The sequence below is a fragment of the Pseudarthrobacter sulfonivorans genome (assembly GCF_014712225.1).
GTDB lineage: Bacteria > Actinomycetota > Actinomycetes > Actinomycetales > Micrococcaceae > Arthrobacter > Arthrobacter sulfonivorans.
The window spans coordinates 309,655-333,436 of the sequence record NZ_JACXBW010000004.1; the positions used below are offsets into that span (position 1 = coordinate 309,655).

The 23,782-nt window shown below is 67.1% G+C and carries 18 protein-coding genes; 12 read left to right on the plus strand and 6 right to left on the minus strand.

Translation table 11 applies throughout. The features are described 5' to 3' along the window. Positions 1-23: 23 nt before the first annotated feature. The 3 genes from IAQ70_RS07720 to IAQ70_RS07730 form a co-directional block, all read right to left on the minus strand. Complete coding sequence (locus tag IAQ70_RS07720; RefSeq protein WP_190988757.1) at positions 24-3,911, minus strand: Pls/PosA family non-ribosomal peptide synthetase; 3,888 nt, start codon at positions 3,909-3,911, stop codon at positions 24-26. Positions 3,912-4,097: 186 nt separating this feature from the next. After that, a complete protein-coding gene (locus IAQ70_RS07725; protein ID WP_190988717.1) occupies positions 4,098-5,060 on the minus strand; it encodes a quinone oxidoreductase family protein in 963 nt (320 codons plus the stop codon). Positions 5,061-5,205: 145 nt separating this feature from the next. Then, on the minus strand, positions 5,206-6,297 hold the full coding sequence (locus tag IAQ70_RS07730; RefSeq protein WP_190988718.1) for a fatty acid desaturase family protein: 1,092 nt from the start codon (positions 6,295-6,297) through the stop codon (positions 5,206-5,208). 172 nt (positions 6,298-6,469) lie between these two features. Between IAQ70_RS07730 and argC the strand changes: the two genes are divergently transcribed. From argC to IAQ70_RS07775, 9 genes are all read left to right on the plus strand, one after another. Continuing rightward, on the plus strand, positions 6,470-7,501 hold the full coding sequence (gene argC / locus IAQ70_RS07735) for an N-acetyl-gamma-glutamyl-phosphate reductase (protein WP_190988719.1): 1,032 nt from the start codon (positions 6,470-6,472) through the stop codon (positions 7,499-7,501). Beyond that, positions 7,498-8,664 (plus strand): bifunctional glutamate N-acetyltransferase/amino-acid acetyltransferase ArgJ, encoded by a 1,167-nt coding sequence (argJ, locus tag IAQ70_RS07740; RefSeq protein WP_190988720.1) that lies wholly within the window; start codon positions 7,498-7,500, stop codon positions 8,662-8,664. Before argC ends, argJ begins: the two co-directional genes overlap by 4 nt. Positions 8,665-8,694: 30 nt before the next feature. Continuing rightward, positions 8,695-9,651 carry an acetylglutamate kinase gene (argB, locus tag IAQ70_RS07745; protein WP_190988721.1) on the plus strand — a complete coding sequence of 319 codons (957 nt, stop codon included), beginning with the start codon at positions 8,695-8,697 and terminating at the stop codon, positions 9,649-9,651. Beyond that, positions 9,648-10,904: an acetylornithine transaminase gene (locus IAQ70_RS07750; protein ID WP_190988722.1), complete on the plus strand. Its 1,257-nt coding sequence runs from the start codon at positions 9,648-9,650 to the stop codon at positions 10,902-10,904. Before argB ends, IAQ70_RS07750 begins: the two co-directional genes overlap by 4 nt. Beyond that, positions 10,901-11,932, plus strand: coding sequence for an ornithine carbamoyltransferase (argF, locus tag IAQ70_RS07755; protein WP_190988723.1), 1,032 nt, complete (start codon positions 10,901-10,903; stop codon positions 11,930-11,932). The genes IAQ70_RS07750 and argF overlap by 4 nt, the downstream gene beginning before the upstream one ends. Beyond that, a complete protein-coding gene (locus tag IAQ70_RS07760) occupies positions 11,932-12,462 on the plus strand; it encodes an arginine repressor (protein WP_190988724.1) in 531 nt (176 codons plus the stop codon). The genes argF and IAQ70_RS07760 overlap by 1 nt, the downstream gene beginning before the upstream one ends. Before the next feature lie 56 nt (positions 12,463-12,518). Beyond that, positions 12,519-13,724 carry an argininosuccinate synthase gene (locus IAQ70_RS07765; RefSeq protein ID WP_190988725.1) on the plus strand — a complete coding sequence of 402 codons (1,206 nt, stop codon included), beginning with the start codon at positions 12,519-12,521 and terminating at the stop codon, positions 13,722-13,724. A 32-nt stretch (positions 13,725-13,756) separates the two neighbouring features. After that, complete coding sequence (gene argH / locus IAQ70_RS07770; protein ID WP_190988758.1) at positions 13,757-15,220, plus strand: argininosuccinate lyase; 1,464 nt, start codon at positions 13,757-13,759, stop codon at positions 15,218-15,220. A 198-nt stretch (positions 15,221-15,418) separates the two neighbouring features. Continuing rightward, a complete protein-coding gene (locus IAQ70_RS07775; protein ID WP_190988726.1) occupies positions 15,419-15,955 on the plus strand; it encodes a pyridoxine/pyridoxamine 5'-phosphate oxidase in 537 nt (178 codons plus the stop codon). Between the two features lie 171 nt (positions 15,956-16,126). Here the strand turns inward: IAQ70_RS07775 and IAQ70_RS07780 are convergent, their stop codons facing one another. Both IAQ70_RS07780 and IAQ70_RS07785 read right to left on the minus strand, forming a co-directional pair. After that, positions 16,127-16,648, minus strand: coding sequence for a methylated-DNA--[protein]-cysteine S-methyltransferase (locus tag IAQ70_RS07780; protein ID WP_190988727.1), 522 nt, complete (start codon positions 16,646-16,648; stop codon positions 16,127-16,129). Continuing rightward, positions 16,645-18,192, minus strand: coding sequence for a DNA-3-methyladenine glycosylase 2 family protein (locus IAQ70_RS07785; RefSeq protein WP_190988728.1), 1,548 nt, complete (start codon positions 18,190-18,192; stop codon positions 16,645-16,647). The genes IAQ70_RS07780 and IAQ70_RS07785 overlap by 4 nt, the downstream gene beginning before the upstream one ends. Positions 18,193-18,270: 78 nt before the next feature. On the opposite strand from IAQ70_RS07785, the gene IAQ70_RS07790 reads away from it, so the two are divergent. Further along, positions 18,271-18,933: a DNA-3-methyladenine glycosylase gene (locus IAQ70_RS07790; RefSeq protein ID WP_190988729.1), complete on the plus strand. Its 663-nt coding sequence runs from the start codon at positions 18,271-18,273 to the stop codon at positions 18,931-18,933. Here IAQ70_RS07790 and IAQ70_RS07795 read toward each other — a convergent pair. Next, positions 18,903-19,583: a GNAT family N-acetyltransferase gene (locus IAQ70_RS07795; RefSeq protein ID WP_190988730.1), complete on the minus strand. Its 681-nt coding sequence runs from the start codon at positions 19,581-19,583 to the stop codon at positions 18,903-18,905. The genes IAQ70_RS07790 and IAQ70_RS07795 overlap by 31 nt on opposite strands. 157 nt (positions 19,584-19,740) lie before the next feature. Here IAQ70_RS07795 and IAQ70_RS07800 point away from each other — a divergent pair, with 157 nt between their 5' ends. Further along, positions 19,741-21,969: a HelD family protein gene (locus IAQ70_RS07800; RefSeq protein WP_190988731.1), complete on the plus strand. Its 2,229-nt coding sequence runs from the start codon at positions 19,741-19,743 to the stop codon at positions 21,967-21,969. Positions 21,970-22,050: 81 nt separating this feature from the next. Then, complete coding sequence (gene tyrS / locus IAQ70_RS07805) at positions 22,051-23,364, plus strand: tyrosine--tRNA ligase (protein ID WP_190988732.1); 1,314 nt, start codon at positions 22,051-22,053, stop codon at positions 23,362-23,364. The last annotated feature ends 418 nt before the right edge of the window (positions 23,365-23,782 follow it).

The window sequence follows — 23,782 nt, forward strand, 5'->3', positions numbered from 1 at the left end:
GCGGACAGCTGGGTGGTGCGTGGCTATCTTGGTTTGGGCGCAGACTTCGCGGGGCCACTCCAGGGACTCACCGGGTTGCCCATCCAGTACGTCGCGGCCGGAACGGATTCGCCACGCATGACCAGCGACGCCGGTCCCACGGTTCCACCGTTGCCGATGCTTGCCTGGGGCAGGATCACACCGTGGGGTCCCATGGTTGCTCCGTCTTCGAGCGTAACAGTGTCCAGGCTCATGACCCGGTCATGGAAGAGGTGCGTTTGGACCACACAGCCACGGTTGACGGTGGAATTCCGGCCGAGGGTGACGAGGTCCGCTTCCGGAAGCCAGTAGCTTTCGCACCACGTGCCGCGGCCGATTTTTGCGCCGAGGGACCGGAGCCACCAGACCAGGGCCGGCGTCCCGGTGGCCGCGCGTGCAAACCAAGGGGCGCTGACCATCTCGATGAACGTGTCCACTACCTCGTTCCGCCAAATAAAGGAACTCCACAACGGGTGCTCGCCTTCGCGGATCCGGCCCACGAGGACCCATTTGGCGACGACGGCGCTGCCCGCAGCCACCGCACCGGCCAACAGCATGACTACCCCGCCCACGGCGGCAGCAATCCCGTAATTGTAGGCGGCAGCCAGCCAGTCGAAGGCGAGCATCACGCCGGCGGCAATGGCCACCGTGGTCACCACCGGGACGAATCGGCCCAGTTCCCACAGGCAGCGGGCAAACTTGAGCCGCAGCGGGGGCTCGTAGGTGCGCGTATCGTCCGAGGCGATGGCGGTGCGCCGGAGCCGCACGGGCGGGCTGCCCAGCCATGAGGTTCCGGCCTTTGCCTTGGCAGGCGTGGCGGACAGGACGGCGACGAGCGAGTTCTTGGGCACGTTCCTGCCGGCAGCGGTCATGCCGGAGTTGCCCAGGAAGGAGCGCTTGCCGATCTTCGCAGGAGCGATCCGCAGCCACCCGCCGTCGAGCTCGTAGGACGCCACCATGGTGTCGTCGGCCAGGAAGGCGCCCTCACCCACGGTGGTCATCTTGGGGATGAGGAGGACGGTGGAGGCCTCGACGTTTTTGCCGATCTTCGCCCCGAGCAGGCGAAGCCAGACCGGCGTGAAAAGGCTCGCATAGACCGGGAAGAGCAAATCACGGGCCAGGTCCAGTACCCGTTCGGTGGCCCAGACCTGCCAGCCGATCCGGCTGCGGACACGGAAGTAGCCCTCCTTCAGGCCAAGGCCCAGCAGCCGCGTCGTGCCCAGGATCAGCAGGAGGTTGACCACGAACCAGGCAAGGGCCGCAGGCGCCAGGGCGGGCAGGATGTGAGGCGCGGCGGCGGACAGTGATTGGCTTCCGCGGATGAAGGCGAAGATCACGAGGGCGGCGGCCGCGGCGGAGATGTAGGGGATGAGCGCCAGCGTGGCTGAGGCGAGGGAGAACCCGGCGAACCAGAGCCGGCCAATCAGCCGGTGTTCCACCGGGGTGTCCGGAAGGGTGTGTTTGGCCTTGCCCCGGCGTTCGGCGGGGGAACCGGCGACGTGGTGCCCGGCCTTCACCTTGCCGAGGACGGCCGAGCCCGGTTCCACCTGTGCTCCTGCACCGATCGACGCGCCGGGCATGAGCGTACTGCGCGCACCGACGGTGGCACCGGCACCGATGCGGACGGCGCCGATGTGGACCACATCACCGTCGATCCACCAGCCGGAAAGATCCACCTCGGGCTCCACGTTGGAACCGCTGCCGAGGGACAGCAGTCCCGTGACCGGTGGCAGCGAGTGCAGCTGGACGTTATTGCCGATCTTGGCGCCCAAAGCCCGGGCATAATACGGCACCCACGGTGCGCTGGCCAGGCTGATCGCACCCGCCAAATCCTGGATCTGTTCCGCCAGCCACAGGCGCAGGTGTATCTTCCCGGAGCGCGGGTACGTGCCGGGGACCACCTTCCGGAGCAGGAACCGGGCCGCGGCGATGGAAATCAGCATGCGGCCGGCAGGGGAGACGAACACCAGCCAGGACGCGCCCACCCACCACCAGGACACGGTGGGGGCGGCGCTGAAGCCCGCGAACGCTGACAGCAGGTTGTTGGCCAGCATCAGGTAGGTCAGCCAGCGCATCCCCACCAGAATGTGCAGGGGAATGCCCATCAGCGTCTGGAAGATCTGCGACTTCAAGGCGGTGGGGCGGACGGTCCTGGCCGGGGCCGGTCCGGCAGCAACTCCCTCAGGAAGGGACTGGCGGGCCGTATCAATCAGCGCACCGATCCTGGGCGTCGCGTAGATGTCGGCAACAGTGATGGTGGGATAACGCACCCGGAGGGCCGAAACCAGCTGCGCGGCCGACAGCGAGCCGCCGCCGTACGCGAAGAAATCGGCGTCGAGGCTCGTCACCGGACTGCCGAGGACGGCGGCCCACTGTTCGGCCACCCAGGCGGCATCTTCGGGGAGGTTCAAGGGTGCGGCGGCAGCATCGGCTGCGCCGGACCCGGTCAGCGGCCACGGCAGCCCGTGGCGGTCCACCTTACCGCTGGTTTTGGTGGGCAGCGAGTCCACCACAGTCAGCAGCGGAATGAGCGGGGCGGGCAGGCTTGCGGCCAGGTGTTCGCGGGCGGACACCAGGTCGAGCTCCGCGTCTGCGGCCAGGTAGCCCACCAGGATCTGGTTGCCGGCCGCGGTTGTCTTGACGGCCGCCGCAGCTCCCGCGACGTGGGGGAGAGCCTGCAGGGCAGCGTCAATTTCACCCAGCTCGATCCGGCGGCCGCCCAGTTTCACCTGTTCATCGGCGCGGCCCATAAAGATCAGGCCTTCGGCTTCGTAGCGGACCAGGTCGCCCGAACGGTAGGCGCGCTCCCAGCCGAAGGCGGGCATCGGCGCGTACTTCTCCCGGTCCTTGTCCGGATCCAGGTAGCGGGCCAGCCCGACGCCGGCGATGATCAGCTCACCGATTTCGCCTGTGCCGACGGGCAGTCCGTCGGTGTCCACCACGGCCAGGTCCCAGCCGTCCAGCGGCAGGCCGATGCGGACGGGGCCGGGGCCGCCCAGGGGAGCGGCGCAGGCCACCACCGTGGCCTCGGTGGGTCCGTAGGTGTTCCAGACTTCACGGCCGGGGACGGCGAGGCGCTCGGCGAGTTCGGGCGGGCAGGCCTCACCGCCGAAGATGAGGAGCCGGACGTTCTCGAGGGATTCAGCCGGCCACAGTGCGGCCAGGGTGGGGACGGTGGACACGGCGGTGATGCCGTGGTTGATAAGCCAGGGACCAAGATCGGTGCCGGTCCGGACGAGGGCGCGCGGGGCCGGTACCAGGCAGGAGCCGTGGCGCCAGGCCAGCCACATCTCTTCGCAGGAGGCATCAAAGGCAACGGAAAGACCGGCCAGGACCCTGTCCTGCGGACCGAGGGGTTCCTCCTGAAGGAAGATCCTGGCCTCGGCGTCGACAAAAGCAGCGGCGGAGCGGTGCTGGACGGCTACGCCTTTGGGCGTGCCGGTGGACCCGGAGGTAAAAATGATCCACGCGTCGTCGCCCGGCTCCGCAAGGCGGCGCTCGGCTGCGTTGTGCACGGTTTCACTGCGCCCGGCGTCGCCGCGGCCGGTGGAGTCCCGGGGCCCCGGGAAAGTGACTGCGTCCACGCCGGTGAGGACGGCCGCAACACGCGCCTCACCGAAGACCAGCCGGGCACGCTCCTCAGGGTCGTCCGCGTCCACGGGCACGTACGCGGCGCCGATGTACAGGATGGCCAGGATGGAGATGTAGAGCTCGTTCGTCCCGGAGGGAATGCGGACGCCGATCCGGTGCCCGGCGCCGAGACCATGGGCCTGCAGGTCACGCCCCTTGGCCCGCACTGCGGCCATCAGGTCGGCGTAGCTCAGGGACTGCCGTCCGTCGTCGAGCGCCGAAGCTTCGGGGAAACGGGCAGCCGAGTCCTCAAGGACAGCCATCAGGGTCCGCTCCGGCGGGGCCAGGGGCAGACCGGGCAGCTGCGGCCGGTACAACTCTTCAGGCAGGGATGCGACGACGTCAGACAAGTGCTCACTCACCGTCGGATTATGCCCGCCCAAGGTGAACGGAAGGTGTCCGCAATTGGTTGAAGGTTCACATTCCGTTCACCTGGACCGTGGCGGATGTCAGGGAACCAGCAGGACCTTGCCGGTGGTGCGGCGGCCTTCGAGGTCCTCGTGGGCGCGCCGTGCCTCCGCCAGCGGATAGCTCGCGCCGATCCGCACGTTCAGGCTTCCGTCCGCCACGGCAGCGAAAACTTCGCGGGACCGCCACAGCCGTTCCTGGGGATTGGCGAGGAAATCGGCCAGCTTTGGCCGCGTCAGTGACAGCGAGCCGCCGGCATTGAGCCGCTGCGGATCCACCGGCGGCACCGCGCCGGAGGCAGCTCCGAACAAGACAAGGAAGCCCCGGGCGCGCAGGCTGGCAAGCGAGCCGTCGAACGTGTCCTTGCCCACGCCGTCGTACACCACATCAACGCCCACGCCGTTCGTGATTTGCCGGACGGCCTCCGCGAAACCCTCGTAGCGGAGTACTTCGTCGGCGCCGGCGGCGCGCGCCAGTTCTTCCTTTTCGTCGGTGGAGACGGTGGTGATGACCCGGGCGCCCCGGGTCTTCAGGAGCTGGGTGATGAGCAGTCCGACGCCGCCGGCTCCCGCGTGGACCAGCACCGTATGGCCGGGCTGCACGTTGAAGGAGGAGTTGATGAGGTAGTGGGCGGTCATGCCCTGCAGGGGAAGTGCAGCGGCAGTGTGGAGGTCCACGCCGTCGGGAACGGGAAGTGCCTTTGCCGCATCCAGGACGGTGTATTCGGCGTAGCATTCCTGCCCCTCGGCGGTTGCCACCCGGCTGCCCACGGTGAAGCCCCCGACGCCTTCCCCGACTTCCTCAACCGTCCCGGCAGCCTCGGAGCCAGGGGTGAACGGATACGCCACTTTGTACATGCCGCCGCGCTGGTAGGTCTCAATGAAATTGACCCCGGTGGCCGCCACCTTGATCAGCAACTGACCGGGGCCGGGCGTGGGCCGCTCCACCTCCGCGGACTCGAGGACTTCCGGACCTCCGGACTGGCGGGCAACGACTGCATGCATGGAACGTCTCCTCTCCGGGCGGGGATTTCCCGGGCCGGCTTCTCTGACCATCCTAGGGATGCCGCGGCGGGACAACGAAGCGACGGCCGGTAGCCGGCCGTCGCTTCGGGTCACACGGTGGATTCGGGATGCCCCCGCTCGGGAATTAGTAGCGGCGGGTGACCGTTGCCATGGGGCACTCGAAGTGGCGCCCGGCGGAGAGTCCAACGTTGTTGAGGTAGCGGACGATGATGCCGTAGGACTGGAACAGGGTGGTTTCCGTGTAGGGAACCTGGTGCTTTTCGCAGTACTCGCGGACGATCCTGGCGGCCTTGTCCAGTTGGGGACGCGCCATGTCCGGGAAGAGGTGGTGCTCGGCCTGGCGGTTCAAACCACCGAGCAGGATGTCCATAAAGCGGCCGCCCGAGATGTTCCGTGAGGTCAGGACCTGCCGGCTGAAGAAGTCCACGCGGCTGTCCGCCGGCAGGACCGGCATGCCCTTGTGGTTCGGCGCGAAGGATGCGCCCATGTAGAAGCCGAACACGGCAAGCTGCACACCGATGAAGGCGAACGCCATTCCCAGCGGCAGGAACGTGAAGGCCAGGACAGGCAGGGCGCCGAGGCGTACCAGAAGGATGGGGATCTCCACCCAGCGGTGCGTGACCTTGGCGCGGCGGAAGACGAACCTGACCGAGTCGATCTGCAGCCCCAGGCCCACCAGGAACAGGAGCGGGAAGAAAAACCAGCCCTGCTTGCGGGTCAGGAACGAAAACCGGCCCCGGCGGTCGGCAACAGCTTCGGTATGGAACGCAATGGGGCCGGGGGCGATGTCCGGATCCTTGGAGATGACGTTGGGGTGGTTGTGGTGCGCGCCGTGCTTCTGCTCCCACCAGGAGTAGCTCATGCCCGCCACCGAGGTGGCCAGGAGACGGGCTGTCCAGTCGTTGGCCCGGCGGGAAGCGAAAATCTGGCGGTGCCCGGCCTCGTGCGCCAGGAAACTTAGCTGCGTGCAGAGGACGCCCACAGCTGCGGCGATGAGCAGCTGGAACCAGCTGTCGCCGATCAGGGCGAAGCCGAACCAAGCCGCAGTCATCAGCAGCACAAGGCTGGAAAACAAGGTGATGTAGAAGCCGACGCGGCGTTCCAGCAGGCCTTCAGCCTTGACGCTCTTCAGCAGCTCCGAGTAACTCAGGACAACCGCGTTGGGCTTGCGGACGCGCGATTGAGGGCGCTCGGCGGTGTGTAGGGTGGTGGACATGAAGCGGGGCCTCGTCACAGTTACGGGCAACGCTGCAGCCGACATTCGGACTGCGCGGTCAGGATCACCCTCACTCAAGCTTACCCGGGCGTGACCCGCCGGCCGTCGGGCAAGATGCTGCGAGTGCATAAATATCGGGCACGATGAATACTTTTGCTGTAAGATTGCGGCTATGACTATTTCTGTTGCCGTCTCCGGGGCCAGCGGTTACGCCGGAGGGGAAGTCCTGCGGCTGCTCGCGGGCCATCCGGACGTGACCATCGGTGCCATCACTGCGCACAGTAATGCCGGCTCCCGCCTCGGCGAACTACAGCCGCACCTGCACGGGCTCGCCAGCCGCATCCTCGAAGACACCACCGTGGAAAACCTTGCCGGTCACGACGTGGTGTTCCTGGCGCTCCCGCACGGCGCATCCGCGGAGATTGCGGCGCAGCTTCCCGACGGCACCGTGGTGATCGACGCCGGCGCGGACCACCGCCTCGAGGATCCGGCCGCGTGGGAAAAGTTCTACGGCTCCGCCCACGCCGGAACGTGGCCCTATGGGCTGCCTGAACTCCCTGGTCAGCGGGACGCCCTCAAGGGTGCCACCCGGATCGCCGTCCCCGGCTGCTACCCGACGTCGGCGCTGCTCGCGCTGACGCCAGGTTTTGCCGCCAAACTGCTCCAGCCCGACGACGTCGTGATCGTTTCCGCCTCCGGCACCTCCGGAGCGGGCAAGGCTGCGAAAGTGAACCTGATCGGCTCTGAGGTCATGGGCTCCATGAGCCCCTACGGGGTAGGCGGCGGTCACCGCCACACACCGGAGATCGAGCAGGGACTCTCCAACGCCGGCGGGGAACGTGTCACCGTCTCCTTTACCCCCACACTGGCACCCATGAGCCGCGGTATCCTCACCACGGCCACCGCCAAGGTCAGGCCGGGCACCACTGCCGCGGAGCTCCGCCAGGCCTGGACCGACGCCTACGACGACGAACCGTTCGTGCACGTGCTCCCCGAAGGACAGTGGCCCACCACCAAGTCCGTGGTGGGGTCCAACCATGCAGCGATGCAGCTGGCACTGGATGAACACACCGGCCGCGTCATCGTGACGTGCGTCCTTGATAACCTCACCAAGGGGACTGCCGGCGGCGCCGTGCAGTCCATGAACATTGCGCTTGGCCTGCCGGAAACGGCCGGCCTCAACCTGCAGGGAGTTGCCCCGTGACCGTTACCGCCCCCTTGGGATTCCGGGCCGCAGGCGTCACCGCCGGCCTGAAGACGTCCGGGAAGCCGGACCTCGCCCTGGTAGTCAACGATGGCCCGGCCAAGACGGCGGCCGCGGTCTTCACCAGCAACCGGGTGGCCGCGGCACCTGTTCACTGGTCCCGGCAGGTTGTCTCGGACGGCCGGGTGGACGCCGTGGTGCTCAACTCCGGCGGCGCCAACGCCTGTACAGGTCCCCAGGGCTTCCAGAACACGCACAGCACAGCGGAGAAGGTCGCCGCGGTCCTCGGCATTTCAGCCACGGACGTGTTCGTGTGCTCCACCGGCCTGATCGGTGAACAGCTGCCGATGGACAAGATCCTGCCCGGCGTCGAGGCTGCCGCCGCGGCGCTCAGCACAGACGGTGGCCCGGACGCCGGAACCGCCATCATGACCACCGACTCCGTGCCGAAGTCCGCGCTGTTCATCGGAACGGATGCGGACGGCCAGGAATTCACCATCGGCGGGATCGCCAAGGGCGCCGGCATGCTCGCACCCGGGCTCGCCACCATGCTGGTGGTCCTCACCACCGACGCCACTGTCGAAGCGGAAATGCTCGACGTCGTCCTGCGCGACGCCACGCGGGTCACCTTCGACCGGGCGGACTCCGACGGCTGCATGTCCACCAACGACACCGTGGTCCTGCTGGCCTCCGGCGCGTCGGGCGCTGTCCCGTCCGCCGAAGCCTTCGGTACCGGGCTGACGCAGGTGTGTGCCGAACTGGCGCGCAAGCTCATCGGGGACGCCGAGGGTGCCAGCCACGACATCGCCATCCGCACCTTCAACGCAGCCACCGAGCGGGACGCCGAAACTGTCAGCCGCTCCGTGGCCCGGTCCAACCTCTTCAAGGCGGCCATCTTCGGCAAGGACCCCAACTGGGGCCGCGTGCTGTCCGCAGTCGGGACCACGGACGCCGTTTTTGAACCGGACCAGCTGAACGTCGCCATCAACGGCATCCAGATCTGCCGGAACGGGAGCATCGGGGACGACCGCAACCTGGTGGATCTGGAACCCCGCGAAGTCCTGGTGGAGATCGACCTGAAGTCCGGTGACGCCGAGGCCACCATCTGGACCAACGACCTCACCCACGATTACGTCCACGAGAACAGCGCCTACTCAAGCTAGATCCGCCAGCAACCCTGGAGAGACCGCCGCATGAACACCCAGACCCGCGAAACCACGTCCATGAGTGATGCCCAAGGCAAGGCAGGCACGCTGATCGAGGCGCTGCCCTGGATCCAGCGCTTCGCCGGCACCACCATGGTGATCAAGTACGGCGGCAACGCCATGGTCAACGAGGAGCTGCGCCGGGCGTTCGCGGAAGATGTCGTGTTCCTGCACCATGTAGGCATCCATCCTGTGGTGGTCCACGGCGGCGGTCCCCAGATCAACGCCATGCTGGCGCGGCTGGGCATCGAGTCAGAGTTCAAGGGCGGCCTGCGCGTCACCACCCCCGAAGCCATGGATGTGGTCCGGATGGTGCTCACGGGGCAGGTGGGCCGCGAACTGGTGGGCCTCATCAACTCCCACGGCCCCTACGCGGTGGGCATGTCCGGCGAAGACGGCGGTCTGCTGCAGGCCGTCCGCACCGGAACCGTCATTGATGGCGAGGAAGTGGACCTTGGCCTGGTGGGCGAAGTGGTTGGTGTGAACCCGGAAGGAATCCTGGACATCCTGGCCGCCGGCCGGATCCCCGTCATCTCCACCGTCGCCCCGGAGATCGAGTCCCACGGCGCCGAAACGGCCGCCGGAGAGGTCCAGACAACGGGCCAAGTCCTCAACGTCAACGCCGACACGGCAGCGGCGGCCGTGGCGGAAGCCCTCGCGGCATCCAAGCTGGTGATCCTGACCGACGTCGAAGGACTCTACGCCAGCTGGCCGGACCGGTCCTCGCTCATTTCCTCCCTGACGGCGTCGGAATTGCGCGAACTGCTGCCGTCCCTCGAGTCCGGCATGATCCCCAAGATGGAAGCGTGCCTCAAGGCCATCGAAGGCGGAGTGGAGCGCGCACACATCGTGGACGGCAGGCTGCCCCACTCGATGCTCCTGGAAACCTTCACGACGGCGGGCATCGGCACGCAGGTCGTCCCCGACGAAGAGGTAAAAGCATGACCAACACAGAACTAAGCCAGTCCGCCGCCAGCGCCCTCGTTGGCCACACCAGCGGAGCCGAATGGCTGGCCCGGTACTCCACGTCCCTGATGGGAGTTTTTGGTACACCGCAGCGTGTCCTGGTCCGTGGTGCGGGTTGCCTGGTATGGGATGCGGACGGCAAGGAATACCTGGATCTGCTCGGCGGCATTGCCGTCAACGCCCTGGGCCACGCCAACCCGTTTGTCACCTCCGTGATTTCCAGCCAGCTGGCCACCCTGGGGCACGTCTCCAACTTCTTCACCAGCCCCGCCCAGATCGCTTTGGCCGAAAAGCTGCTGGCGCTGGCGCATGCCCCGGCCGGTTCCAAGGTTTTCTTCGCCAACTCCGGCACGGAAGCTGTGGAGGCCGCCTTCAAGCTGGCGCGGCGGAACAGCACCGGCCCCCACGGTGCGCCCCGGACCAAGATCATTGCCCTCGAAGGTGCCTTCCACGGGCGCACCATGGGTGCCCTGGCCCTGACAGCCAAGGAAGCCTACCGGGCGCCGTTCGAGCCGCTGCCGGGCGGCGTGGTCCATATCCCGTTCGGCGACGTTGCAGCACTCGAAGCGGCCATCGACGAAACCGTTGCCGCCGTCTTCCTCGAACCCATCCAGGGCGAAGCCGGCGTCCGGCCCCTGCCCGCCGGCTATCTGAAGGCAGCCCGGGAAGCGACCACCAGGGCCGGCGCCCTGCTGATCCTGGACGAGGTCCAGACCGGCATCGGCCGGACCGGCAAATGGTTCGCCAGCGAGGACGCCGGGATCGTTCCGGACGCCATCACCCTGGCCAAGGGCCTGGGCGGCGGCTTCCCCATCGGCGCGCTGATCACCTTCGGCGGGCAGACGTCGTCGCTCCTCACTGCCGGCCAGCACGGCAGCACCTTCGGCGGGAACCCGGTTGCGACCGCGGCCGCCCTGGCCACGCTGCACGCGATCGAAAGCCAGCGGGTTTTGGAGAACGTCGTGAAGGTGGGGGAGTACCTCCGCGCCGGACTGGCCGACGTCGACGGCGTCACGGAAGTCCGCGGCGAAGGCCTGCTGATCGGCTTTGACCTGGACGCGGAGGTAGCCCCCGCCGTGGTCACCGCCGGCCTGGACGCAGGCTTCATCGTGAACAGTCCAGGGCCCCGCACCATCCGGCTTGCCCCGCCGCTGGTCCTCACCACCGATCAGGCCGGCACGTTCCTCGCCGCCCTCCCGGCCCTCCTCCAGACAGCTAAGGACGCGAAGTGACCCCCGTAGTTTCATCCGCCGGTGCAGCACCCAGCACCACCCGCCACTTCCTGAAGGACACCGACCTCAGCCCCGCGGAACAGGCAGAGGTCCTGAACCTTGCTGTCCGGATGAAGGCCGCACCTTACAGCGTGCAGCCGTTTGCCGCGGAGGGGAACGGCCGCAAGACCGTTGCCGTCATCTTCGACAAAACCTCCACGCGGACGCGGGTGTCGTTTGCCACCGGCATCGCGGACATGGGCGGCAACGCGCTGATCATCAATCCCGGCGAAGCGCAGATCGGCCACAAGGAGTCGGTGGAGGACACCGCCAAGGTCCTGGAGCGCATGGTCTCCACCATCGTGTGGCGCACCGGTGCCCATGCGGGCCTGGTGGCCATGGCGGAAAACTCCAAGGTGCCCGTCATCAACGCCCTGTGCGATGACTACCACCCCTGCCAGCTCCTGGCGGACCTGCTCGCAGTGAAGGAGCATAAGGGCGAACTCAAGGGCCTCACCATGGCCTACCTCGGCGATGCCGCCAACAACATGGCCAACTCCTACCTGCTGGCGGGCGTCACCGCCGGGATGCACGTCCGCATCGCCGGGCCCGAAGGCTACCTGCCGGCCGCGGAGATCGTTGCCGCAGCCGAGGAACGCGCAGCCGAGACAGGCGGGTCCGTGCTGGTGACCACCGACGCCGCGGAGGCCCTCAAGGGAGCCGACGTCGTAGCTACAGACACGTGGGTCTCCATGGGTCAGGAAGCCGAAAAGGAAGCCCGGCTGCAGCTGTTCCGGGAGTACTCGGTTGATGAGGCGGCCATGGCACACGCCGCGGATGACGCCGTCGTGCTTCACTGCCTGCCCGCGTACCGCGGCTATGAAATTTCTGCGGGTGTCATCGACGGCCCGCAGTCCATCGTGTGGGACGAGGCCGAGAACCGGCTGCACGCCCAGAAGGCGCTGATGGCGTGGCTTATGCACCGGTCCGGGCTGGCATTCGTCGAGGGCCTTTCTCCGGTTGAAGGCACCGGGGAGAGCACGTTCTAATGTCCGTCCCGTCCGCAGCGCCGGGCTCCAGCCCGGCCACCAAAACGGCCCGCCAGGCGCGCATCGCGGCCATCCTGACGGGTGAATCGGTGCGCTCCCAGGCGGAGCTGGCCGCGTTGCTGGCGGACGACGGCGTCCAGGTCACCCAGGCGACCCTGTCCCGGGACCTCGTGGAACTCGGCGCCGTCCGCGTCCGCGGCAAGGAGGGCGTGCTGGTCTACGCCGTCCCCGGCGAAGGCGGCGAACGTGCGGCCAAGAGCGGTGTCAGCCAGGAAATCCTGGACGCCAGGCTCGCCCGGCTGTGCAGCGAACTGCTGGTCACTGCCGAAGCGTCGGCCAACATCGCGGTGCTCCGGACCCCGCCCGGCGCGGCCAATTTCCTGGCACTGGCCATCGATCACTCGGTGATGCCGTCCATCCTCGGGACCATCGCCGGTGACGACACCGTGCTGCTGGTCTCCCGGGATCCGCAGGGCGGGCAGGACCTCGCCGTCCGGTTCCTGCAGCTGGCCGAGGAAGCCGCGCAATAAACTTCGCGCCATAAACTTGAAGACAACCAAGAACCAAACAACTAAGGAGCATTTTCGTGACTGAGCGTATTGTTCTGGCCTACTCCGGTGGCCTCGATACATCTGTAGCCATCGGCTGGATCGGTGAAGCCACCGGCGCCGAGGTCATCGCGGTAGCGGTCGACGTCGGACAGGGCGGCGAGTCGCTGGAAACCATCCGCCAGCGCGCCCTGGGCTGCGGCGCCGTCGAAGCCTATGTGGCCGACGCGTCCGATGAGTTCGCCAACGAGTACTGCATGCCCACCCTGAAGGCCAACGCCCTCTACCAGGGCCACTACCCGCTGGTCTCCGCCATTTCCCGTCCGGTGATCGTCAAGCACCTGGTCAAGGCTGCCCGCGAATTCGGCGCCACCACCGTTGCGCACGGCTGCACGGGCAAGGGCAACGACCAGGTCCGCTTCGAAGTCGGCATCCAGACCCTCGGGCCGGACCTGAAGTGCATTGCCCCGGTCCGCGATCTTGCCCTGACCCGCGACAAGGCCATCGCCTTCGCCGAGGAAAAGGGACTGCCGATCGAGACCACCAAGAAGAACCCGTACTCCATCGACCAGAACGTCTGGGGCCGCGCCGTCGAAACCGGCTACCTCGAGGACATCTGGAACGCCCCCACCAAGGACATCTACGACTACACCGCCACGCCGGAGTTCCCGCCGGCACCGGATGAAGTCACCATCTCCTTCGAAGCCGGCGTGCCGGTAGCGATCGACGGCGTCCGGGTCACCCCGCTGCAGGCCATCAAGGAACTCAACCGCCGTGCCGGCGCGCAGGGTGTGGGCCGGATCGACGTGGTCGAGGACCGCCTCGTGGGCATCAAGTCCCGCGAAATCTACGAAGCTCCCGGCGCCATGGCGCTGATCACCGCGCACAAGCACCTCGAGGACATCACCGTCGAGCGTGAGCAGGCCCGCTTCAAGGCCACGGTGGGCCAGCGCTGGGCCGAACTGGTCTACGACGGCCAGTGGTTCTCCCCGCTGAAGCGCTCCCTGGACGCCTTCATCGAGGACACCCAGAAGTACGTCTCCGGTGACATCCGCATGACGCTGCACGGTGGCCAGGCAGTGGTCAACGGACGCCGTTCCGGGACCTCGCTCTACGACTTCGACCTCGCTACCTACGACACCGGCGACACGTTCGACCAGTCGATGGCGCGCGGCTTCATCGAGCTGTGGGGCATGTCCGCCAAGGTTGCCTCCGGCCGCGATATCCGCGTCGCAGGAAAGTAGCCCCTGTGGCTGAGTCGGAAACACAGTCGGAGATGGGCCCACGGGCGCAGGGGTCCCCGGCCGAGCGAAGCGAGGGTGGGGTGCGCTCGGGGACGAACACCGGTGCGCTGTGGGGCGGCCGGTTCGCCGGCGGCCCCGCAGATGCCCTTGCCGCGCTGAGCAAGTCCACGCATTTTGACTGGCGGCTGGCCCGTTACGACATCGCCGGTTCCAAGGCGCACGCCCGCGTGCTGCACAAGGCCGGACTGCTGGACGGCGCCGAGCTGGAGGGCATGCTCGACGCCCTGAGCCGGCTGGACGAGGACGTCGCCTCCGGCGCGTACCTGCCGGCGGAGTCCGATGAAGACGTGCACGGTTCGCTGGAACGCGGCCTGATCGAGCGGGCCGGCACCCAGCTGGGCGGCAAGCTCCGCGCCGGGCGGTCCCGCAACGACCAGGTGGCCACATTGGGCCGCATGTTCCTGCGTGACCATGCCCGGATCATCGCCCGCGGCGTGCTCGCCACCATCGAGGCGCTGGTGGACCAGGCCAAGGCGCACCAGGGTGTGGCCATGCCCGGCCGCACGCACCTGCAGCACGCCCAGCCGGTCCTGCTCAGCCACCACCTGCTGGCCCACGCCTGGGCGCTGCTGCGCGATGTGCAGCGGCTCCAGGACTGGGACAAGCGTGCCGGCGTGTCGCCCTACGGTTCGGGCGCCCTCGCCGGCTCCTCGCTGGGCCTGGACCCGGAAGCGGTGGCTGCTGATTTGGGCTTCTTCTCCGCCACCCACAACTCGATCGACGGCACCGCTTCCCGCGACGTCTTCGCCGAGTTCGCCTGGGTGACGGCCATGATCGGGGTGGACCTGTCCCGCGTGTCGGAGGAAGTGATCCTGTGGGCCACGAAGGAGTTCTCCTTTGTCACCCTGCACGATTCGTACTCCACGGGCTCCTCGATCATGCCGCAGAAGAAGAACCCTGACGTGGCGGAGCTGGCCCGCGGCAAGGCGGGACGCCTGATCGGCAACCTGACCGGCCTGCTGGCGACGCTCAAGGGCCTGCCGCTCGCGTACAACCGCGATCTGCAGGAGGACAAGGAGCCGGTCTTCGACGCCGCCGATACCCTGGAGCTGCTGCTCCCGGCGGTCTCGGGCATGATCGCGACCCTGAAGTTCAACACGGAGCGGATGGAGTCCCTGGCACCCCAGGGCTTCGCGCTGGCCACGGACATTGCCGAATGGCTGGTCCGCCAGGGTGTTCCGTTCCGCGAGGCGCACGAGCTCTCCGGTGCGGCGGTCAAGCAGGCCGAAAGCCGCGACGTGGAGCTGTGGGACCTGACGGACGGGGAATATGCTGCCATCTCGGAGCACCTCACCCCCGAGGTCCGCACGGTCCTGTCCACGGAGGGGTCGCTCAACAGCCGCAACTCCCAGGGCGGCACCGCACCGGCCGCCGTCGAACGCCAGCTGGTTGCGCTGGAAGCCGAGCTGGCCGGCGTCAGGGACTACGCGAACTAACCGTCAGACGCTCTGAGCCCCGTCCGCAGGGGTTCCCGGGCCGGGCTTTTAGGGCCACAACGCTCTCTCACTTAATGCGGGTTTTTGGGCGATGCTCTCTCACTTTCTTCAAGAAAGTGAGAGAGCATCGCCGTTTTTATTGCATCAAGTGAGAGAGCGTTGTGCGTTGGGACCGAGGCTCCCCGCTACCATTGCGCCATGAGCGACGCCTTCCGCAGCCAACTCCGTGCCCTGCCGGATTTTCCCTCCGACCTGCCGGACTTCGATCCCGCCACGGCGCCCGCCGATCCGGTGGCGCTGTTCAAATTATGGCTGGATCAGGCGCTGGCTGCAGGCGTGCTGCAACCGCACGCCTGCAGCCTGGCAACGGCGGACGGCAACGGCCACCCGTCCGCCAGGATGCTGATCCTAAAGGACATCGACGACGACGGCTGGCACTTCGCCACGTCCCGCACCTCACGGAAGGGCCGGGAGCTCTCGGTCAACCCCGCAGCGGCCCTGAACTTCTACTGGCCGCAGCAGGGCCGGCAGGTCCGAGTGGCTGGCCCCGTGGTTGAACTGTCCGCCGAGGCGTCGGCGGCAGACTGGGACGCGCGGCCCGCAGCGGACGGCGGTCACAATCCCGACTGGCAGCTCTACGCGGTAAGGCCGACGGAACTGGAATTTTGGCAGGCACGCCACGACCGGCGGCACATCCGGCACCGCTTCGGCCCGGACGGGAAGCGGCCGGGCTAAGTTGGCCGGCGACAGCTCGAGTGCGCCCGCCTGCGGCAGACCCTTCATCACTTAATGCCGCTTTTTGGGCAACCCTCTCTTACTTTCTTCAGGAAAGTGAGAGAGCGTCGTCGCTTAAGGTGCATTAAGTGATAGAGCGTCGTGCGTTAGAGCCCCCCGGAGGGAGCAGGCTCACCCGGCTTCGCGGGCCAGCAGGCTTTCCCTTGCCTCCCGCGCGAGCAGGCTCTGTTTGATGGCCAGGCCCCAGCGGAAGCCGCCCATGGAACCGTCGGTACGGATCACGCGGTGGCACGGCACGAACAGGGCTGCCGCGTTGAAGGCGCAGGCGCTGGCGGCGGCCCGGACCGCCTTGGGGTTGCCCGACAGCCCGGCGTACTCGGTGTAGGTCACCGGCGAGCCGGGACGGACCGTCCTCAGCACATCCCAGGCGTGTGCCCTGAACGGCCCGGACCTCTGCAGTACGGGAATAGCCATCGCCGGGGCGGGATCCCCGGCATAAAACGCTTCGACCGCCCGGGAGATCGGGCCCAGATCGGCCACGGCCTCCACCTCGGCCGGACGCAGCTGCGGGTGGATCTGCCCGGTCAGCTCGCCAAGCTCGGCGGTCCAGCCGGAAGCCAGGACCACGCCGTCCTGCGCGAGGATGGTGAAGGGACCGTCTGCGGTGGACATAGTCAACAGCTGGGCTTTCATTGCATCGCTTTCTCTGGAATGTTCTGTTTACGCTTGGCGGCCTTGGACGACGACGACGACGACGACGACGACGACGACGACGCCGCCCGCCACAGGTGCATGGTGGCGTAGGACCGCCACGGGCTGACTTCCCGGAAATCCGGCGCAGGGTTGCCAGGCCCCGGCGCGCCGGCGCCGGGCCCGGTGCTGTCCGGGGTGAGGGCGCGGATGCCGTTCCGCACGGCGGCGTCGTTCGCCAGGAAGACGTCCGGGGCGCCGAGGACACGCATGGCCACGTAGCCCACCGTCCAGGGTCCCACGCCCGGCAGGGGGAGCAGCTTGGCTGCCAGCCCGGGCAGGTCGTCGCCGTAGCCGAAGTCCAGCTCGCCGCCTGCGAGGGCTGACGCAGCGGACCGAAGGGAATCAATCCGGCGCCGGGGACCACGCAGCAGCGAGTAGCCGGAACCGGCGATTTCGGCCGCAGTGGGGAACAACCGGTCCAGTCCCTCGCCCGGGACCATGCTGGTGCTGCCGGCGGCGGACAGCTGCGTCAGGGCGGTCCGTGCCGCCGCCACCGTGATCTGCTGGCCGATCATGGCCCGGACCAGGAGCTCCTGCGGGTCCACCGCGCCCGGCATCCTGATGCCGGGGACACACGCAACTGAGGGGGCCAGGCGCGGATCAGCAGCCAGCGCACTGTCGATCGCCACGGGGTCCGCATCGAGGTCGAACAGCCTGCGCACCCTGCTCAGCAGCGCCGGCAGGTCCCTGAGGTCCACCGCACCGATGGTGAGGGTCAGCGGCCGCCCCGGTGCGCCGTCGTCGTAATTCACACCGAAGCGGGCGTCACCGTGGGGGAGCCGCAGGGTACGGGCGTACGACGTCGGTGTTCCCGCCTCAATCCCGGGGATCGCCCTGACGGCGAGGAAGGAAAAGACGCCGGGGTCGAACGGTTCGCGGTACGGCAGGCTCAGTGTCAGCGAGGTTGTCGCGGCGGTGGCTGCGTGGTGCCGTGCCGTGGCGCGCAGGGCGGTGGGCGTCATGGCGAAGACCTCCACCATGGTGTCGTTGAATTGCCGGACGCTGCTGAAGCCGGACGCGAAGGCGATGTCTGCCAGTTTCATGGACGTGGAGACCAGCAGGGTGCGCGCGGTCTGGGCACGGCTGGCCCGGGCCAGGGACAGCGGGCCGGCGCCGAGTTCGTGGCTGAGGATCCGGTTGAGCTGGCGGGCGGAGTAGCCGAGCCGTGCCGCCAGCCCTTCCACGCCGTCGCGGTTGATCACGCCGTCGTTGATCAGGCGCATCGCCCGCCCGGCAAGGTCCTGCCTGACGTTCCAGGCGGGCGTCCCGGGAACGGCTTCGGGGAGGCACCGTTTGCAGGCCCGGTAGCCGGCGTCGTGCGCTGCGGCGGAGGTTTCGTAGAAGGTGACGTTGGCCGCTTTGGGGGTCCGGGCCGGGCAGGACGGGCGGCAGTAGATTCCGGTGGTCCGGACAGCGGTGTAGAACTGCCCGTCGAAACGGGTGTCCCGCGCGTCGATGGCGCGGTAGCGCTGCCAGAAGTCCATCCCCCTATCCTGCCAGCCCGGCGCAGGGTCTGCTAGCGGGAATCGGACATGGCCGTGGGCGTTCGGTAGAGTCGGTGGATGACCGTCAGCAGCACTCACTTCGGGCCGGAGCAGTCCCCGGAGCAGCTCCGCGACCTGCTCTCCGGTGACGCGCGGAAAATCGCGCCCCTGCTGCTGGGTTCCGTCCTGAGCCACAACAGCCACGAAGGAACGGTCGCCGTGCGGATCACCGAGGTGGAGGCCTACATGGGTCCCGGCGACTCCCTGCATCCGGATCCCGGCTCGCACACCTTCCGGGGACCCACGGCCCGCAACGCGCCCATGTTCGGGCCGGCCGGCCACCTGTACGTCTATTTCACGTACGGGATGCACTACTGCGCCAACATCGTCTGCGGGCCTGCCGGAGCGGCGTCCGGCGTGTTGTTGCGCGCGGGCGAGGTGGTGGAAGGCCGGCACCTGGCGCAGGTGAGGCGGCCGACGTCGAAATCACCACTTGACCTTGCGAGCGGTCCCGCCCGGCTCGCCACAGCCCTGGCCCTCACCACCGCGGACAGCGGACGCGATGCACTTGCGGAGCCCTTCGAGCTGCGGCTGCCGGCGCTTCCCGTTCTTCCCTACAGCTCCGGGCCCAGGGTGGGGGTTTCCGGCGACGGCGGTTCCGCCGACTATCCCTGGCGTTTCTGGCTGCCGGGGGATCCCACCGTCTCCCGCTACAAGGCCGCGAAGGTCCGGCGGGCATAGATGGCGGCGCCGGAGTGGCCGGCTTGGCCTCCCGGCCGGATCTCGGCGTGCTTTTCAGCCCTGTCGCCCTGTTGGGCGAACGGCTCCAGCCGACGCTGTAGGTCGCGCTGCACGGAAGGCCATTCCGGCCGCAGGATCGAGAACACGGCAGAGTCCGCCCGGGTGCCGTCGGGCGCGGTGCGGTGACTGCGCAGCACACCCTCGAACGTGGCCCCGAGCCGTTCGATTGCCGCGGCGCTGCGCACATTCCGCGCGTCACACCGGAAGGCGACGCGCTGGACGTGGAGTACCCCAAACGCGAAGGTGAGCAGGGCGTGCTTGCTGGCCGGGTTGACGTGGCTGCCCCAGAACTGCCGGCCGAAAAACGTTCCGCCCACCTCCACCCGCTGCTGTCCGGCGTCGAAAGCGTTCAGGGCAGTCGTTCCCAGGATGGCACCCGTCCGCTCGTCCGCCACGGCGAAAGCCAGGCTGGCCGGATCGGAAATCCTGGCCTCAAACAAGGCCGCGAGCTCCCCGGCGGTGCGCGGCTGCGATGCGGCCATGCCGGCCCACATGCCGGCATCCACGAAGTCATGCAGGGCACGGGCATGCTCCGGTGCCAGCGGGATGAGGGAAAGCCCGTATCCGGGCAGGACAGTCTCGTGGTGCATTGCAGTATTGAATCAGTCCGGGGCCAGCGCCGAAACTGATGGAGGCGGCCGGAAAAGTGAACATTGGATGACATCCGGGGCGAGGGGGCAGGCGGGCACGTTAACCGAAATGGTTGTAGAATGGACGGTCTGTCTTTTGCGATAGGGGAACGTTTAAATGCTTGACGCCGATTTGGCCCACGAACGCGATTACGTCGCTGGCTTGTACACGCGGCTCGAAGAGCTGCGTGCTGAGAAGCGCCAGCAGTTGGCACAGGTCCGCCGGGCCGGTGCCGTGGGCACCATGCAGAATGTTTCCGAACGTGACGCCTTCGCCGCGCTCTACGAGGACCGCCTGGCCCAGCTCGACGCTGTCGATGACCGCTTGGTGTTCGGCCGCCTCGACCTGGATTCCGGTGAAGCCCAGTACATCGGCCGCATCGGCCTGACCACCGATGACCTGCAGCGGCTCATGGTGGACTGGCGCGCGCCCGAAGCCGGGCACTTCTACCAGGCAACCGCGTTTGACCGGCAGGGGGTCCGGCGCCGGCGGCACCTCATCCTCCAGGGCCGGGAAGTCAAGGCCATCGAGGATGACGTGCTCGACGCCGGAATGCTGGCCGACAACGACTCGCTGCAGGGCGAAGGGGCCCTGCTGGCCGCGCTGGACTCCAAGCGCACCGGCCGGATGTCGGACATTGTCGGCACCATCCAGTCCGAGCAGGACCGCATCATCAGGTCCTCCATCTCCGGGGCCCTGGTGGTTCAGGGCGGTCCGGGCACCGGCAAGACGGCCGTCGCGCTGCACCGTGCGGCATACCTGCTGTACACCCACCGGGAACGGCTGAAGACTGCCGGCGTGCTGCTGGTGGGGCCGTCGTCGTCGTTCATGAAGTACATCGAACGCGTCCTTCCCTCACTCGGTGAGACCGGCGTGGTCATGGCGAGCCTGGGACGCCTGATGCCGGGCATCAACGCCGTTCCTGAACCCGAGGCCGACGTCGCGGCGATCAAGGGGCGGCTGGACATGGCGAAGGTTGTGGCCAATGCCGTGGCGAACCGGCAGCGGATCCCCGCTGAGGACCGCATCCTCGAGGTCGATGGCCGGAAGCTGGTGCTGACGCCCCGGCAGGTCAGCCGCGCCCGCGAACGTGCCCGGTCCACCGGCAAGCCGCACAACGAGGCACGCCTGACGTTCGTCAAGATCCTGCTCCGTGAGCTGACAGAACAGATGACGGAGCTTGTGGAGGCCGGGAGCATCGGCAACAATGCTGACCGCTCCTACCTGGCGGAGGACGTCCGCACGGCCCGCGATGTCCGGATCGCGCTCAACCTGTGCTGGATGCCCATGACTCCGGAGAAGCTGATCACCGAACTCCTGAGCAAGCCCGCCGTGCTGGCGGCCTGCACACCGCACCTCAGCCTCAAAGAGCAGTCGCTCCTGCTGCGCCCGGCAGATGCGCCCTGGACCGAGGCGGATGTCCCGCTGCTGGACGAAGCGGCCGAACTCCTTGGTGAGCTCGATCCGGCTGCGGGCCGCGGGCTCGCCCAACAGGAGCATGACCGTGCCCGGGATCTCGCCAACGCCAAGCAGACCCTGGTGAACATGGAGCACATGGGCGTTGATGTCATGATGACCGCCGAAGAACTGGTGGACCAGAACCAGGAGCGCCAGAACCGTCTCACGGCCGCCGAGCGGGCAACCACCGACCGCACGTGGGCCTTTGGCCACATTGTGGTGGATGAGGCACAGGAGCTCTCGCCGATGCAGTGGCGCCTCCTGGTCCGCCGGTGCCCGCTGAAGTCCTTCACGATCGTGGGGGATATCGCCCAGACCAGTTCCGTTGCCGGGGCCAACTCCTGGCAGGGTGCTTTGGGACCCATGTTCGGTGACCGCTGGCAGCTGGAGGAGCTGACGGTCAACTACCGTACGCCGTCGCAGATCGCCGAAGCCGCGGCCCGCATGGCCAACGCGGCCGGGCTGGTTGTGTCCGCCCCGAAGGCCGTTCGGGAGGGACGCTGGTCGCCTGTCATTGACAAGGTGGATCAGGGCCAGGTGGTCAGCCGCCTCGTGGAGGTGCTCCCCGAGGAACTGGAAGCGCTCGACGGCGGCCTGCTGGCGGTTATTGCCGACGGCGACCTCCTTCCCGCTGCAACCTCAGCCCTCCGCGCGGCCTACGGCCGGCGTATCGGCAACGGGGCGGGCAGCTACGAACAGGACATCGTGGTCATCAGCCCGCGTGAGGCCAAGGGCCTGGAGTTCGACGGTGTTGTGGTGCTGGAACCGTCAGAGATGCTCAACCATGAGCACGGCCGCGTCGGTGACTTGTACGTGGCCATGACCCGTCCCACGCAGCGGCTCCGGCTGATCGCCGCGGAAGGTATTCCCGCCGGTATTGAAGGCTGAGCTGGTCCGCTTTTGCCCTTCTGACGCCCGGCTCCGTTCATGACGGCGCCGGGCGTCGTCGATCCTGCTAACTTAGAAGTCGTGTCAGAACTCAACGATCTTGAATCCCAGCAGAACGACCCCACCTTCGCCAATGTCTGGCAGGAGCTGAAGTGGCGCGGACTGGTCCACGTCTCCACCGACGAAGCGGAACTGGAAAAGCTCCTCGCCGGGGAACCGGTCACCTATTACTGCGGGTTCGATCCCACGGCGCCGAGCCTCCACCTGGGAAACCTGGTCCAGCTCCTCCTGATGCGCCGTCTCCAGCTGGCCGGCCACAAGCCCCTGGGACTTGTGGGTGGTTCCACCGGGCTGATCGGTGACCCGCGGCCCACAGCCGAGCGGACGCTGAACACCAAGGACACCGTGAATGAGTGGGTGGGCTACCTGCAGGCCCAGGTCCAACGCTTCCTGAGCTTCGACGGCGCAAACGCTGCACGCATGGTCAACAACCTTGACTGGACCGCGCCCCTGAGCGCCATTGATTTCCTGCGGGAGATCGGCAAGCACTACCGAGTGGGCACCATGCTCCGCAAGGATGCTGTGGCCTCCCGCCTCAGTTCAGACGAGGGCATCAGCTACACGGAATTCAGCTACCAGATCCTGCAGGGCATGGACTACCTGCAGCTCTTCCGCGACTACGGCTGCATGCTGCAGACCGGCGGCTCGGACCAGTGGGGCAACCTCACCAGCGGCACCGAACTGATCCGCAAGGTGGAGGCCAAGACCGTCCACGCCCTCGGTACGCCGCTGATCACCAATTCTGACGGCACCAAGTTTGGCAAGAGCGAAGGCAACGCCATCTGGCTCGACGCCGGCATGTGCAGCCCGTACGCCTTCTACCAGTTCTGGCTCAACACTGCCGATACTGACGTGGTGGACCGGCTGAAGGTTTTCACGTTCCTGAACCGCGCGGAGATCGACGGGATTGCCGCTGCGGTGGCCGAGCGTCCGTTTGCCCGGGAGGGCCAGCGGAAGCTGGCGTTCGAAGTTACGTCACTGGTCCATGGTGTTGCGGCAACCGAGAAAGTCATCGCCGCGTCGGCTGCCCTCTTTGGCAACGGCGACCTGTCCGCGTTGGACAGGCCCACCCTTGAGGCCGCGACGTCGGAACTGCCGTCCGCCCGGATCCAGGTGGACGGGCTTGGGATCGTTGATCTGCTGGTTGCTTCCGGTCTGTCGGACAGCAAGTCTGCTGCCCGGCGCACGGTCAGCGAAGGCGGCGCCTATGTGAATAACGAGAAAGTGTCCGATCCGGAGGCTGTCATCTCCGAAGATGAACTGCTGCACGGGCAATACCTGCTGTTGCGCCGCGGCAAAAAGAACCTTGCCACCGTGGAAGTACTGGTCCCTTAGGCGGCTTTCCGCCTCAACGCACGCTCCTCCGCAGCCGATTTGCACGGCCGCGGGGGAGCGTGTATTGTTTTCTGAGTCGCCGCCGCTGAGTGGCGACAAACCCCCTTCAAAATCAAGCAATTCGTCATGTGCAGTGCACAAAGATGATGGAAAGCTTCGTATCTTGCTGGGCGGATTCAGCTTACTGAAGTGAATATCCGGAAAATACCGGGATTTGCAAAGTAAACTTGAATGAACTAATGTATAAACATCGCAGCGAAGAAAAACGAAGCAAAGAATTCAATTACTGAATTGTTTCGGGAAGTATTCGAATGTGTCTGTTGTTTGAGAACTCAATAGTGTGCCAAGTTTGTTGATACCAATTTATTGTATTGAATTGGTTGAATTGGCCAGGCCTGTCCACCCCGTGGATTGGGTC

Excerpts from the sequence above, each read along its gene's own strand:
- IAQ70_RS07720 (WP_190988757.1), bottom strand. The coding sequence starts at position 3,911 with ATGGCTGTCCTTGAGGACTCGGCTGCCCGTTTCCCCGAAGCTTCGGCG.
- IAQ70_RS07725 (WP_190988717.1), bottom strand. The coding sequence starts at position 5,060 with ATGCATGCAGTCGTTGCCCGCCAGTCCGGAGGTCCGGAAGTCCTCGAG.
- IAQ70_RS07730 (WP_190988718.1), bottom strand. The coding sequence starts at position 6,297 with ATGTCCACCACCCTACACACCGCCGAGCGCCCTCAATCGCGCGTCCGC.
- argC (WP_190988719.1), top strand. The coding sequence starts at position 6,470 with ATGACTATTTCTGTTGCCGTCTCCGGGGCCAGCGGTTACGCCGGAGGG.
- argB (WP_190988721.1), top strand. The coding sequence starts at position 8,695 with ATGAACACCCAGACCCGCGAAACCACGTCCATGAGTGATGCCCAAGGC.
- IAQ70_RS07750 (WP_190988722.1), top strand. The coding sequence starts at position 9,648 with ATGACCAACACAGAACTAAGCCAGTCCGCCGCCAGCGCCCTCGTTGGC.
- IAQ70_RS07760 (WP_190988724.1), top strand. The coding sequence starts at position 11,932 with ATGTCCGTCCCGTCCGCAGCGCCGGGCTCCAGCCCGGCCACCAAAACG.
- argH (WP_190988758.1), top strand. The coding sequence starts at position 13,757 with ATGGGCCCACGGGCGCAGGGGTCCCCGGCCGAGCGAAGCGAGGGTGGG.
- IAQ70_RS07775 (WP_190988726.1), top strand. The coding sequence starts at position 15,419 with ATGAGCGACGCCTTCCGCAGCCAACTCCGTGCCCTGCCGGATTTTCCC.
- IAQ70_RS07780 (WP_190988727.1), bottom strand. The coding sequence starts at position 16,648 with ATGAAAGCCCAGCTGTTGACTATGTCCACCGCAGACGGTCCCTTCACC.
- IAQ70_RS07785 (WP_190988728.1), bottom strand. The coding sequence starts at position 18,192 with ATGGACTTCTGGCAGCGCTACCGCGCCATCGACGCGCGGGACACCCGT.
- IAQ70_RS07790 (WP_190988729.1), top strand. The coding sequence starts at position 18,271 with ATGACCGTCAGCAGCACTCACTTCGGGCCGGAGCAGTCCCCGGAGCAG.
- IAQ70_RS07795 (WP_190988730.1), bottom strand. The coding sequence starts at position 19,583 with ATGCACCACGAGACTGTCCTGCCCGGATACGGGCTTTCCCTCATCCCG.
- IAQ70_RS07800 (WP_190988731.1), top strand. The coding sequence starts at position 19,741 with ATGCTTGACGCCGATTTGGCCCACGAACGCGATTACGTCGCTGGCTTG.